Below are 12,503 nucleotides of genomic sequence, written 5' to 3'. Positions count from 1 at the left end.
AACGCTCAGCAGCCCAGCAGGTCGGCCAGTTCATCGATGTCGCGCGCATGCAGGTTGTTGTCCTGCTGCGGCGACACGTCCTTCGGCCGGGCGCGGCCGAACTCGAACGGGCGCTCGATGTACGCGGTCTTCAGGCCGCAAGTGCGCGCGGCGGCCAGGTCGTCGTGGTGCGCCGCGGCCAGCATCACCTGGCCGGGCGTGGCGTCGAACACGCCCGCCACGCCCAGGTAGGTGCGCGGGTCGGGCTTGTAGGCCTTGAACACCTCGGCCGACAGCACGCAGTCCCAGGGCAGCCCGGCGCGCTTGGCCATTTCGGTGAGCAGGCCGATGTTGCCGTTCGACAGCGTGCAGATGGTGAACTTCTTCTTCAGGCGCGTGAGGCCGGAAGCCGAATCGGGCCAGGCCGGCAGGCGATGCCAGGCGCGGCTCAGGTCGCGCTTGGCGGCGCTGTCGAGTTGGCCCGAGAGGCTGAAGTCGTGCAGCACCTGTTCGAGCATGCTCAGGTGCAGCTCGTCGAGCAGCGTGAAGCCGCCCTCGCCCGCGGCGATGCGCTCCATCACCGCCTTCATCGCGGGCTGGTAGCCCGCGCGCCAGGCCAGCGCGAAGGCCGCGCCATCGACACCCGGCAAGGCGCGTTCGGCCTCGGCGGCAATGCCGCTGTGCCAGTCGACCACCGTGCCGAAGACGTCGAACGCGATGACCTTCAGGTCGCTCGCGTCGAATCCGGCGCGCATGGTCAGCGCGGCAGCTGGCTCGCGGCGCGTGCCAGCTGCTCGATGCGGGCCCAGTCGCCGTCGCGGATCGCGTCGGTCGGCACGATCCACGAACCGCCCACGCAGGCCACGTTCGACAGCGCGAGGAACTCGGCCGCGTTGGCCGCGTGGATGCCGCCCGTGGGGCAGAAGGTGACGTCGCCGAACGGGCCTTGCCAAGCCTTGAGCATCGGCAGGCCGCCGGCCTGCAGCGCGGGGAAGAACTTCAGCTGGGTGTAGCCGTCTTCCTGCGCCGTCATGATCTCGCTGCCGGTGGCAACGCCCGGCAGCAGCGGCAGGCCGAGGTCGTGGCAGGCCTTGCCGACCGCGCGCGTGTAGCCCGGGCTCACGCCGAACTTCGCGCCGGCCAGCGCCGAGGCCTGCGCATCGGCCGCGCTGCGGATGGTGCCCGCGCCGGCCACGGCCTCGGGCACTTCCTTGGCGATGGCCTCGATGCATTGCAGCGCCTGCGGCGTGCGCAGCGTGACCTCGAGCATGCGGATGCCGCCGGCCACCAGGGCGCGCGCGAGCGGAATCGCGTCTTTCACGTCGTTCAGCACGATGACCGGAATGACGGGTGCGTCGCGCATCACGTCGAGGGGGGTGAGTCTGTCTGTCATCTCATTGCTCCATAAATTTCGTACAGCCCGCAGCTTCAAGGCGTGCAGGGCTCGACTCCAGAAACACCGAGGAACCGGCTTTGCCGGGCCTCTGGTGTTGCCCCCGGTAGGGGGTAGGCGAAGCGACACCAAGTGCGCGCAGCCTGGGGGCGAGCCTGATCACAGCCATGAGCAGGCTCCTTCTTCAGCAGTCAATGCGTTTCTGCGCATGCCGGCGAACAGTTCGCGGCCGAGGCCGCGTCCGTCGGCGATGCGCTGTGCTTCGGGCAGCGTCGCGGTTTCGCGCGCGGCCCATTCGTCTTCGGGCAGCAACACGGCGAGCGTACCCGCCACGGAGTCCAGCCGGATCAGGTCGCCGTCGCGCACCTTGGCGAGCGGGCCACCGGCGGCAGCCTCTGGCGAGACGTGGATCGCGGCCGGTATCTTGCCCGACGCGCCGCTCATGCGGCCGTCGGTGACCAGCGCCACGCGGAATCCCTTGCCCTGCAGCACCGACAGCGGCGGCGTGAGCTTGTGCAGCTCGGGCATGCCGTTGGCCTGCGGGCCCTGCCAGCGCACCACGCAGACCACGTCGCGCTCCAGTTCGCCGGCGGTGAAGGCCTTGTGCAGCGCCGCCTGCGAGTCGAACACGCGCGCGGGCGCCTCCACCACATGGCGGTCATCGGGCACCGAAGACACCTTGATGACGCTGCGGCCCAGGTTGCCGCTCAGCAGCTTCAGGCCGCCGGTGGCGCTGAAGGGGCTGCTCACCGGCCGCGCGACGGCGTCGTTCTTAGACGGCGCGGCGGGGGTCCAGCGCAGGCGCTGCTCGCCGGCCAGTTCTGGAACATTGGCGAATTCGCGGATGCCTCCGGCGCGCACGGTGAGCACGTCGCCGTGCATCAGGCCCGCGTCCACCAGTTCGCCGATCACGAAACCGGGGCCGCCAGCGGCCTGGAATTCGTTCACGTCGGCGCTGCCGTTGGGGTACACGCGGGTCAGCAGCGGGATGATGTCCGAGAGCTTGGAGAAGTCGTCCCAGTCGATCACGATGCCGGCCGCGCGCGCCACTGCCACCCAGTGGATCAGGTGGTTGGTGGAGCCGCCCGTGGCCAGCAGCGCGACCATGGCGTTGACGATGCAGCGCTCGTCGACCATCTCGCCGATGGGCGGGCAGTTGAAGGCAGCGTCGCCCGCCTTGCCGAGCACGGTGCGCACCGCCTCGCGCGTGAGGGTTTCGCGCATCGCGTCGCCGGGCTGGATGAAGGCCGTGCCGGGCACGTGCAGCCCCATGGCCTCGAGCAGCATCTGGTTGCTGTTGGCGGTGCCGTAGAAGGTGCAGGTGCCCAGCGTGTGATAGGCGGCCATTTCGGCCTCGAGCAAACCCTGGCGGCCGACCAGCCCTTGCGCCGCCTGTTCGCGCACCTTCGACTTGGCGCCGTTCGACAGGCCCGAAGGCATCGGCCCGGCGGCCACGAACACGGTCGGCAGGTGGCCGAAGTGCAAGGCGCCGATCAGGAGGCCCGGCACGATCTTGTCGCACACGCCGAGCATCAGCGCGGCGTCGAACATGTCGTGCGTGAGCGCGACGGCGGTGCTCATGGCGATGACGTCGCGGCTGAACAGGCTCAGCTCCATGCCGGGCGTGCCCTGCGTGACGCCGTCGCACATGGCCGGCACGCCGCCGGCCACCTGGGCGGTGGCGCCGAGGCTGCGGGCCTCCTGCTTGATGATGTCGGGGTAGCCCTGGTACGGCGCGTGGGCCGAGAGCATGTCGTTGTAGGCGGTGACGATGCCGATGTTGGGGGCCCGCTCGGCCACCACGCGGAACTTGTCGTTGGCCGGAATGCCGGCCACGGCATGCGCCACGTTGGCGCAGCCCATGCGGTCGGAACCGCGGTCGCGGCCGCGGATTTCGGCCACCTGGGCCAGGTAGGCGCTGCGCAGCCCATGGCTGCGCTCGCGGATGCGATCGGTGACGTCGCGGACGGTGGGGTGTGTGCTGCTGCTCATGGGGATAGTGGCTCTCGCTGCGTGTCGCCGGGGCGACTGTGGGCCTGGAGGCCCATCGTACCAAGGTGGCGGCTGCAGGCTGATGAAATCAGGGCGCCGGGCGATACGAATTTACTCTTTCCCCATAAGGCGGGGCGCATGAAAAAACCCGCCGCCGAGTCTTTGGTGTCGACATGTCCGCAGCCGCCACGATGGGCCGGCACGAGACCGGTCGCATGGCGCAATCGGATTGCCGATTGGCGCGGATAGCCACTGCGCCGTCGCCGCACGGACCGTACTCTGAAGGCTCTTGCAAAGGAGCCCCCACCCATGACCCGCACCGTACTCATCACCGGAACCTCCAGCGGCCTCGGCCGCGCGACCGCCAAGCACTTCCATGCAAAAGGCTGGCACGTCATCGCCACCATGCGCACGCCCGAGAGCGAAACGGAGTTCGGCCAGTTCGACCGCATGCTTGTCGCGCGGCTCGACGTGCAGGATGCCGGCTCGATCCGCTCGGCCGTCGACGCCGGCATCGCGCGCTTCGGAAGCATCGATGCGCTCGTGAACAACGCCGGCTACGGCGCCTTCGGTCCGCTCGAGGCGATACCGGCGGAAAAGATCCGCCGCCAGTTCGATGTCAACGTGCTCGGCCTTCTGGCGACCACGCAGGCCGTGCTGCCGCATTTCCGCGCGAACCGTGCCGGCACGATCGTCAACGTGTCGTCGATGGGCGGGCGCCTGGCCTTCCCGCTCGGCTCGCTCTATCACGGGACGAAGTTCGCGGTCGAAGGCCTGTCCGAATCGCTGCAGTACGAACTAGCGCCGCTGGGCGTGCATGTGAAGGTCGTCGAGCCCGGCGGCATCCTGACGGACTTCGGCGGCCGCTCGCTCGACTTCAACAACGACCCTGCGCTCGACGCCTATCAACCGCTGGTGCAGGCGGTGATGAGCGCGTTCGGCCCGATGATGGCGAACGGTTCGCAGCCGGAGCAGATCGCCCAGGTGGTCTACACCGCGGCGACGGACACCGGCGGCCAGTTCCGCTTCGAGGCCGGCGAGGACGCCGTCCGGATACTCGCGGCCCGTCGTGCGGCGGACGACGCCGCGTTCTTCGGCGGCATGAAGGCACAATTCGCCATCGGCGCGTGAGTGCACGTCGGCATGCGCCGATGGCCCATGCCGCGCATGAGCAGAGCATCGCCCCCAATGGAAACTGCCGGATACGCACTCGACACGACCTGGCGAACGGTGCTGAAGGACCTCGGCGTCGTACCCGCCGACGTTCTGCGCCTGGCAGGTCTTCCCGACGATCTGCTGCATCAGCCCTCGGTCCGGCTCGCGTCAGCCGATTTCTACCGGCTCTGGGACGGCATCGAAGCCGCGGTGGGCGATCCGTTGCTGCCCCTGAGGCTCTGCCAGGCCATCTGCAGCGAGTCGTTCTCGCCGGTGCTGTTCGCGGCGCTGTGCAGCCCGAACATGCTCGTGGCCGCGCAACGCATCGCGCGCTACAAGACGCTGATCGCGCCGATGCGGCTGGATGTCACGCAGGCGGACGGCCTGACGACCCTCGAGTTCTCATGGCTGGACCACACGGTATCGCCGCCCGCGTCGCTGGTGCTGATGGAGCTGCTGTTCTGCGTGACGCTCGCGCGCATGGGCACGCGCGAGCCCATCCGCCCGGTCGTGGTCCAGGCGCAGGTCCTGCCTTCGCCCCTCGCGCCCTATGAAGAGTTCCTCGGCGCCCGGCTGACGCGCGGCGCGAGGCGCCTCGTCAGCTTCGCGAATGCGGACGCCGCGCTGCCTTTCCTGACATCGAACGAGCCACTGTGGGCGGCGTTCGAACCGGAACTGCGGCAGCGTCTCTCCCATCTCGACGCGCAGGCGACCACGACCCAGCGCGTCCGCGCGGCCCTGCTCGAGGGGCTCCCGAGCGGACTCGTCACCATCGAGGACATCGCCCGCAAGCTGGCATTGAGCAGGCGTACGCTGCAGCGGCGTGTCGATGCCGAGGGAACGAGCTTCCAGCAGATCCTGAACGGCACGCGCGAGGCGCTTGCCCGCCACTATCTCGAGAAGACGGCGCTTCCCATCGCCGAGATATCGTTCCTGCTGGGGTTCGACGAGTCGAACTCGTTCCATCGGGCGTTCCGGGGATGGACCGGGTCGACGCCGGATCGGGTGCGGCGCGGATAGGTTGTCGGCATCTGGCGCACGCTGAAATGAAAAAGCCCGGCGGACCGGGCTCTTCGTGCTTGTGGAGGAGACAAGGCGGTCAGTCGACCAGCTTGACCTCGACGCGCCGCGCTTCGGCGTTGTTGCCGGTGCCGGCGGTGACTTCAGGCTTGTGCAGATCGACCTTGGAAGCCGGCACGCCCAGGCCCACGAGCACGTCGCGCACCATCTCGGCCCGCTTCTTGGCGAGCTGTTCATTGATGGCGGCGTCGCCGGTGGTGTCGTGGAAGCCCGAGATCACCGCCTTGCGCCCGCTTTCCACGCCCTTGATGACCGCGGCCAGCGCCTCGGCGGCGCCAGGCGCCAGGTCGGCGCTGCCGGTGGCGAAGTAGAAGTTCACCACGCCGTCGACCACGCGGATGCTGGCGCCGTCGGGAATCGTGACGGTGACCGTCTCGGTCACTTCGGCCACCTTGGGCTCCGCGCCGGGCGCGGGCGCCGAGATCACCACCGCCGGCGGCTTGGCGGCGGCCAGCGCCGTGGCCGGGCTGTGCGCCTTGTGCCAGAGCACGATGCCGATCACGAAGAAGATCACGAGAGCGATCAACGCCATCAGGAAGCCGAGAATGAAATTTTGCTGGCTGTCGTCGTCGCTCATTGCGGGTCTTGCTCCGTAGGAAAGGGGACGGTAAATAATGGTGCGGTGAACCATGATCACGAAATTGTAGGCGCCGCCCCTGACCCCTCCGTGTCGGACCCGGCGCCAAATCCCGGTCCGCCGGGACTCGACCCCATGCCCAAGCCCCTGCGCGATCCGCAACCGATGCTCGAACGCGCCATCGCCGACTGGGGCGGGCACGAGGACCTGTGGCTCTTCGGATACGGCTCGCTGATCTGGCGGCCCGACTTCGGCTTCACCGAGCGCCGGCCCGCCTGGGTGCACGGCTGGCACCGGGCGCTGAAGATGTGGAGCCGGGTCAACCGCGGCAGCGTGCAGGTGCCGGGCCTGGTGTTCGGCCTGCTCTCGGGCGGCAGCGTGCGGGGCATGGTGTTCCGCGTGCCGAAGGCCGAGGGGCTAGAAACCCTGCGCCGGCTCTGGCTGCGCGAAATGCCGACCGGCGTGTACGACCCCAAGTGGCTGCAGTGCGGCACGGCCGAAGGCCCGGTGCGGGCGCTGGCGTTCACGCTGTCGCGGCGCAGCCCCAACTTCACGGGCGAATTGAGCGACGAGCGCTACCGCTATATCTTCGCCAACGCCGTGGGGCGCTACGGCAGCTCGCTCGACTACGCGCAGCAGACGCTGGCGGAACTGCGGCGCCACGCCATCCACGACGCCGCGCTGGCCCGGCTGGTGGCGCTGGCCGCCACGCAACAAGAGCCGCCCGCCGCCGATTGCGATGCACCGCAGGCTCCGGTATATGTTCCGGAGTCCCCAGACAAACCCTCCCAACCCTCCTCCGGACCGTCCAAGGAAAACACATGAACCATCGTCGTCTCTCCGCCATCGCCGCCGCGCTGGCTGCTTCCGCCGTTCTCGCCGCCTGCGGCAGCATGGGCGGCAAGCCCAGCACGGTCGTGGAACTGGTGCCCACCGGCGCGATCACGCCCAACCCGACCCGCGGCACGGTGACCTTCACCGCCCTGGACCACGGCGTGCGCGTGTCGGGCGAAGTGCGCGGCCTCGTGCCGGGCAGCGAGCACGGCTTCCACATCCACGAAAAGGGCGACTGCGGCAACAACGGCGATGCCTCCGGCGGCCACTTCAACCCGACCGGCGCCACGCACGGCAAGTTCGCCGCGCCGGGCAGCCATGCCGGCGAGCTGCCGAGCCTGGTGGCCGACGCCGGCGGCGTGGCACGCTTCAGCGTGGAAGACCACTCGATCTCGCTGACCGACGGCGCCGTCAACAACGTGATCGGCCGCGCGCTGATCGTTCACCGCGACCGCGACGACTTCACGACCCAGCCTTCGGGCAACTCGGGCCCGCGCATCGCCTGCGCCGTGATCACGCGCTGAGTCTTCCGGGGTCGGCGAGCCAGAGGGCCTCGGCATGCGCCAGGGCCTCCGGCGTGTCGATATCGGTCACCACGCCGATGTCGTCCACCACGATGTCGACCACTGAATCGGCCGCACGCATCGCCCGCAGCACGGACGATGCGCCCAATGCCCCTTCAAGCACGGCGAGTTGCGCATGGCAGGCAGCGCCAAAGCCGACCGGATGCCCGCGCTCACCCTGGTACTGCGGCTGCACCGCGCCCACGCCGGTGACCAGCGCGGCCGCCACCGCCTGAAGCGTCCCGGGCCGCACCAGCGGCAGGTCGCCCGGCAGGATCAGCCAGCCGGCGGCATCGGGCGTGGCCCGCACCGCCGCCGCAATCGAATCGCCCATGCCGGGGTGACCGGCATCTTCCAAGTGCCACGGCAGGCCGCTCGCGCGCACCGCGTCCAGCGTGCGTGCCAGCACCGGCTTGCCGGCCAGCGGCGCCTGCAGCTTGGAGCCGGTGCCGCCGGCCGCGATGAAGCGTTCGCCTCTGCCCGAGGCCAGCACGATCACCACCGGGGATTTCGCCTTCTTGGTCGTCATGGGCGGAGTATGTGCGCAACAATCCCGTCATGACTTCCCCTCTTTCCAATGACGCGCTGGCCGCGCTGCGCAAGAGCTACGAGCGCGCCGAGCTCGGCGAGGCCCACAGCGAAGGCGACCCGCTGAAGCAGTTCGAACGCTGGCTCACCGAGGCCATCGACGCGCGGGTGCCCGAGCCCAATGCGATGACTCTGTGCACCGTGGGCAGCGACCTGCGGCCTTCGAGCCGCATCGTGCTCATCAAGGGCTACGACGCGCGCGGCATCGTCTGGTACACCAACTACGAAAGCCGCAAGGGCCGCGAGCTGTCGGGCAACCCGTATGCGTCGCTGCAGTTCCACTGGGTCGAGCTGGAGCGCGTGGTGCGCATCGAGGGTCGCGTCGAGAAGGCCGGCGCCGACGAGAGCGACGCCTACTTCGCCAGCCGCCCGCTCGACTCGCGCATCGGCGCCTGGGCCAGCCCGCAGAGCGAGGTGATCAGCGGACGCGACGTGCTGGTGAAGAACGCGGCCGTCTTCGCCGCCAAGCACCTGCTCTCGCCGCCGCGCCCGCCGCACTGGGGCGGCTACCGGCTGGTGCCCGACCGCTGGGAGTTCTGGCAGGGCCGCAAGAGCCGGCTGCACGACCGGCTGCGCTACCGGCTCGAAGGCGCCGACTGGGTGCGCGAGCGGCTCGCGCCCTGAGCCACGTCGTCGGGCCTGCCTTCAGGGCAGCCACTGCACCCACACCATCACCAGCGTCAGCGTGCCCAGGGCCAGCACCGTCGACACGGCGACGCTGGCCGTCACCAGGTCTTCGGCGGTGCGATAGCGCTGCGAGAACAGGAACACATTGGCGCCGATCGGCAGCGCCGCGGCCACCACCATCACCGTGAGTGGAATGCCGCGCACACCCAGCGCCCAGCCGATGGCCGCCACCAGCAGCGGATGCAGCAGGTTCTTCACCAGCGCCTGCGCCAGCGCGCCGCGCCAGTGCCGGCCGATGGGCGTGAGCGCGAGCGTGATGCCCACCATCACCAGCGCCACCGGCCCGAAGGCCTGCCCGAGGAGCTGGATCGGCTTGTCGATCATCTCGGGCATGACGAGCCCGGTCTGCGCGAACAACAGGCCGGCCATGATTGGCAGCGGCACCGGATGGATGATGGCGTTGCGCAGCGCGCGCAGCACGGTGCGCGCCATCGAGTGCTTGCCGGTACCGTCACCGGCCGCTGCGTGCTCGCGCGCCACGGCCAGCTCGAGCACCACGGTGGCGCTGGTCAGCAGCACCAGCGAATGCAGCGAGATGAGCGTGAGCAGCACCACCATGCCGTCCTCGCCATAGGCCAAGCCGATCAGCGCGATGCCGATCATCACGGTGTTGCTGTAGGTGTTGGCCAGCGCGATCACCGCGGCCGTGCGGTTGAAGCCGCGCAGCGCCATCGTGCCCGCGAACAGCAGGCCCGAGGCGATGAAGTACGCCGCCACCGGCTTGAGGCTCAGCTGTTCGACGTGCACCGTGCTCATGGCGCGAAACAGCAGCGCGGGCGCGAGCAGCAGGAAGATGAGGTTCGACAGGTCCTTCACCGCGTTGCCGCCGATCCAGCGGCGCCTGCCGGCAAGGTAGCCCGCGGCGATGAGCAATACGACGGGAAGAAGCGAGGAGATGACGAACGAATTCACCCGGCGAGGATAGCCGAGGGTCTTGCGTTGTCTTGCTCCTTCCCCTCCCGGGGGAAGGCTGGGATGGGGGCAAGCGGCGCATCAAAGGCCGCTGACATTGGATACGCCGCGAGCCCCCACCCCTGCCCTCCCCCAGAGGGGGAGGGAGTAAGGCACGAGATCAGAACGTCACGCGCAAACCAACCTTCAGCGTCCGCCCCGGCAGCGGCGCGTTCGGGTACACCGTGGTCGTGAGGATCGAGGTCGGGCTGTAGGCCAGCTTGTTGGTGATGTTGTCCATGCGCGCATACCAGGTGAGGTTGGCGCGCTGCACCTTCATGCGGTACGTGATGGCCGCGTTCCACAGCGTATAGGCATCGGTCTCGCGCGCGCCCACGCTCGGCACGCGGTGCTGCGCGGCGTTGTAGTCGAAGCCCAGGCGCGCGGTCCACGGGCCGTTGCCGTAGGCCAGCGTCGCGCCCAGGCGCAGCGGCGCGATGCGCGGCAGCGGCTCGCCGGTGTCGAGGTTCTTCGCGCGCACGATGTCGCCGCGCCATTCGAGGTCGAGCGTGCCCGCGTCGGCCATGCGCGCGAAGCCGTCGGCGCCCAGCAGGCGCAGGTTGCCGTTCGCCTCGATGCCGGTAAAGCGCGCGCGCACGCCGCCGTAGAGGTACTCGGCCAGCGTGTCGGGCGTGCCGGGCTCGGCCACGTTGCCTTCGGAGTCCAGCTCGCGGCCCGAGGCCGTGAGGCCGATGTAGTTGCGAAAGCGCGTGACATACGCATTGACGCGCGCCGTGTTGGGCCCGTCCTTCCACTGCGCGCCCAGGTCGAAGCCGGTCGACTTTTCCTTCTTGAGCGTCGGGTCGCCCACTTCCCACGCGGCCGTTGCCACGTGCGGGCCGTTGGCCAGCAGTTCGTAGTCCTTCGGTGCGCGCTCGGTGTAGGCGATGTTCGAGGTCAGCTGCCACTGCGGCGTCAGGTTGACCAGCGCGCCGAATGCCGCGCTGTGCGGATTGAAGGTGCGCTCGCCGACTGCGAAGCGCGTCACGCTCAGGTCTTCCGGGTAGCCCAGCGAGCGCACGCGGACCTTCTCGGTGCGCGCGCCGAAGCTCAGGCGACCCCACGAGGTGCCGTATTCCTCGTGCAGGAACAGCGCGGTCGAGCGCGTGCGGCTGTGCGGCGCGAAGGCTTCCTCGCCGTCGGCGGCGAAGCGGTTGGTCTCGCTGCTGAAGCCGACCAGGCCTTCGAAGTTGCCGATCTTCTGGTGACGCGCCTCCAGGCGCAGGTCGTTGCTCACGTTGGAGAAGGTGGTGCCCGGCTCGCGGCCCTCGAACTCGGTGTGGCGGTAGTTGGTGTGGCTCAGCTTGGCGTGGATGCTGCTGATGAAGCCGCCCGGGCGCCATTCGCCTTCGAGCGCCTGGCGGTCGGACTTCATGCCGATGGTCACGTCGTCCTCGGCCACGGTGCCGTAGGTGCTGCGGTAGGTGCTGACCGACGCACCGACCCAGCCCTGGTCGAAGAATACGGTGCCGCCGACCGCGCCGCCGTGCGCCTGGTTGGCGGAGTTGCAGATCTTTCGCGCCATCCAAGGCGAGCCCGGCTTGCTGCATTCCAGGGTGATGGGCACCGACACGTCCTTCGAGTCGCGGTTGAAGGCGTCGACATGCACGGCAATGCGCTCGTTGCCGCCCTCGAGCAGCACGCCGCCGCTCTTTTCCTTGTTGCCGGTGGCGTAGCCCAGGTCGGCGCGGCCGCCGAAGCCGTTGATGGGCTCGGTCGGAATGCGGTTGTCGATCACGTTGACCACGCCGCCGACGGCGCTGCCGCCGTACTGCAGCGCCGAGGGGCCGCGCAGCACCTCGATGCGCTCGGTGACGAGCGCGTCCACCGGCACCGCGTGGTCGTAGCTCAGCGCCGAGGCGTCGGGCGCGCCGCCGCCGTTCTGCAGGATGCGGATGCGGTCGCCGTCCTGCCCGCGAATGCTGGGCCGGCTGGCGTTGGGGCCGAAGTAGCTGCTGCTCACGCCCGGCAGGTTGTTCAGGGTCTCGCCGAGGGTCGATTCGGAGCGCAGCAGGAGCTTGTCGCCCGACAGCGTGGTGGTCGGCGCGATCAGGTCACTGGCGCCAAGCGGGTTGCCGGTGACGGTGACTTCGCGCAGGCTGGCGTTGTCGGCGGTGGAAGGCGTCGGCGCGGTCTGCGCCTGTGCCGCGCCCGCCAGTGCGGCGAGTGAAAGAACGGCAGCGCCGATGGCGTTGCGACGGAAATGGGGGGTCATGAAAAACACTCGTTGAAATCAAGGGGCGACCGGCCGCCACCCGCGCAAGGCAGGTGCGGCAGCGTCGGAACACGTGAGAAATCAGCGAGCGAGAGGCGGACCGCGTGCGTCGAACAGCACGATCCAGCGGGCGATGGCTTCGCCCTGCAGGTAGGCGAAGGTGGCCGAGGGCAGCACCATCGGCAGCACCATCAGCGGCACGCCCGGCATGCTGAAGCCGTGCGACAGGCGGTCGTACAGCCGGCATTCGGCGTCGGTCTTGTCGCCGAAGAGCGCATGGATCCACCCATGGCGCTGCGCCGGGCCGCGCTTGGCCGAGGGCGCAATCGCGGAGGCGGCGCCCGCATCGGCGGCCACGGCCCACGCACGGTCGCCCGGCACGTGCAGCGTGGCATGCACGAGGCCGAGCGTCGACGCCGCCCACACTGCCAGGAGCAGCATGAGCGCGACGGTGCGCGACAGCCTCGGGTTCATCATGCGCGTGGGGCC

The 12,503-nt window shown here is 69.4% G+C and carries 13 protein-coding genes; 5 read left to right on the top strand and 8 right to left on the bottom strand.

All coding sequences use genetic code 11. From position 1 onward, the window contains the following. Positions 1-5: 5 nt before the first annotated feature. From L3V85_RS12500 to edd, 3 genes are all read right to left on the bottom strand, one after another. A complete protein-coding gene (locus L3V85_RS12500; RefSeq protein WP_237679520.1) occupies positions 6-734 on the bottom strand; it encodes a haloacid dehalogenase type II in 729 nt (242 codons plus the stop codon). 2 nt (positions 735-736) lie between these two features. Next, entirely contained in the window at positions 737-1,372 is a 636-nt protein-coding gene (eda, locus tag L3V85_RS12495) for a bifunctional 4-hydroxy-2-oxoglutarate aldolase/2-dehydro-3-deoxy-phosphogluconate aldolase (RefSeq protein ID WP_237679519.1), read from the bottom strand. A gap of 159 nt (positions 1,373-1,531) precedes the next feature. Continuing rightward, the gene (gene edd / locus L3V85_RS12490) at positions 1,532-3,364 is read right to left on the bottom strand and encodes a phosphogluconate dehydratase (protein WP_237679518.1); all 1,833 of its coding nucleotides are present in this window, start codon (positions 3,362-3,364) and stop codon (positions 1,532-1,534) included. 309 nt (positions 3,365-3,673) lie between these two features. On the opposite strand from edd, the gene L3V85_RS12485 reads away from it, so the two are divergent. Beyond that, positions 3,674-4,495, top strand: a complete 822-nt coding sequence (locus tag L3V85_RS12485) for an SDR family oxidoreductase (protein WP_237679517.1) — start codon at positions 3,674-3,676, stop codon at positions 4,493-4,495. A 57-nt stretch (positions 4,496-4,552) separates the two neighbouring features. After that, a complete protein-coding gene (locus L3V85_RS12480; RefSeq protein WP_237679516.1) occupies positions 4,553-5,539 on the top strand; it encodes an AraC family transcriptional regulator in 987 nt (328 codons plus the stop codon). Between the two features lie 79 nt (positions 5,540-5,618). On the opposite strand, the gene L3V85_RS12475 is transcribed toward L3V85_RS12480, so the two are convergent. After that, complete coding sequence (locus tag L3V85_RS12475; protein WP_237679515.1) at positions 5,619-6,176, bottom strand: OmpA family protein; 558 nt, start codon at positions 6,174-6,176, stop codon at positions 5,619-5,621. A 135-nt stretch (positions 6,177-6,311) separates the two neighbouring features. Between L3V85_RS12475 and L3V85_RS12470 the strand changes: the two genes are divergently transcribed. Further along, on the top strand, positions 6,312-7,001 hold the full coding sequence (locus L3V85_RS12470; RefSeq protein WP_237679514.1) for a gamma-glutamylcyclotransferase: 690 nt from the start codon (positions 6,312-6,314) through the stop codon (positions 6,999-7,001). Next, positions 6,998-7,534, top strand: a complete 537-nt coding sequence (locus L3V85_RS12465) for a superoxide dismutase family protein (RefSeq protein ID WP_237679513.1) — start codon at positions 6,998-7,000, stop codon at positions 7,532-7,534. The genes L3V85_RS12470 and L3V85_RS12465 overlap by 4 nt, the downstream gene beginning before the upstream one ends. Here the strand turns inward: L3V85_RS12465 and L3V85_RS12460 are convergent. Then, positions 7,524-8,102: a nucleotidyltransferase family protein gene (locus L3V85_RS12460; RefSeq protein ID WP_237679512.1), complete on the bottom strand. Its 579-nt coding sequence runs from the start codon at positions 8,100-8,102 to the stop codon at positions 7,524-7,526. The two genes, L3V85_RS12465 and L3V85_RS12460, sit on opposite strands and share 11 nt — an antisense overlap. Before the next feature lie 29 nt (positions 8,103-8,131). Between L3V85_RS12460 and pdxH the strand changes: the two genes are divergently transcribed. Next, a complete protein-coding gene (pdxH, locus tag L3V85_RS12455; protein ID WP_237679511.1) occupies positions 8,132-8,785 on the top strand; it encodes a pyridoxamine 5'-phosphate oxidase in 654 nt (217 codons plus the stop codon). 21 nt (positions 8,786-8,806) lie between these two features. Here pdxH and L3V85_RS12450 read toward each other — a convergent pair whose 3' ends face one another. From L3V85_RS12450 to L3V85_RS12440, 3 genes are all read right to left on the bottom strand, one after another. Further along, positions 8,807-9,760, bottom strand: a complete 954-nt coding sequence (locus L3V85_RS12450; RefSeq protein ID WP_237679510.1) for an AEC family transporter — start codon at positions 9,758-9,760, stop codon at positions 8,807-8,809. 160 nt (positions 9,761-9,920) lie between these two features. Next, the gene (locus L3V85_RS12445) at positions 9,921-12,014 is read right to left on the bottom strand and encodes a TonB-dependent receptor (RefSeq protein ID WP_237679509.1); all 2,094 of its coding nucleotides are present in this window, start codon (positions 12,012-12,014) and stop codon (positions 9,921-9,923) included. Positions 12,015-12,095: 81 nt separating this feature from the next. Continuing rightward, positions 12,096-12,491, bottom strand: coding sequence for a hypothetical protein (locus L3V85_RS12440; RefSeq protein WP_237679508.1), 396 nt, complete (start codon positions 12,489-12,491; stop codon positions 12,096-12,098). Positions 12,492-12,503: the final 12 nt, after the last annotated feature.

Origin of the sequence: Variovorax paradoxus (assembly GCF_022009635.1) — a bacterium.
Lineage (GTDB): Bacteria > Pseudomonadota > Gammaproteobacteria > Burkholderiales > Burkholderiaceae_C > Variovorax.
This window is presented reverse-complemented; position numbering and strand designations above follow the sequence as displayed.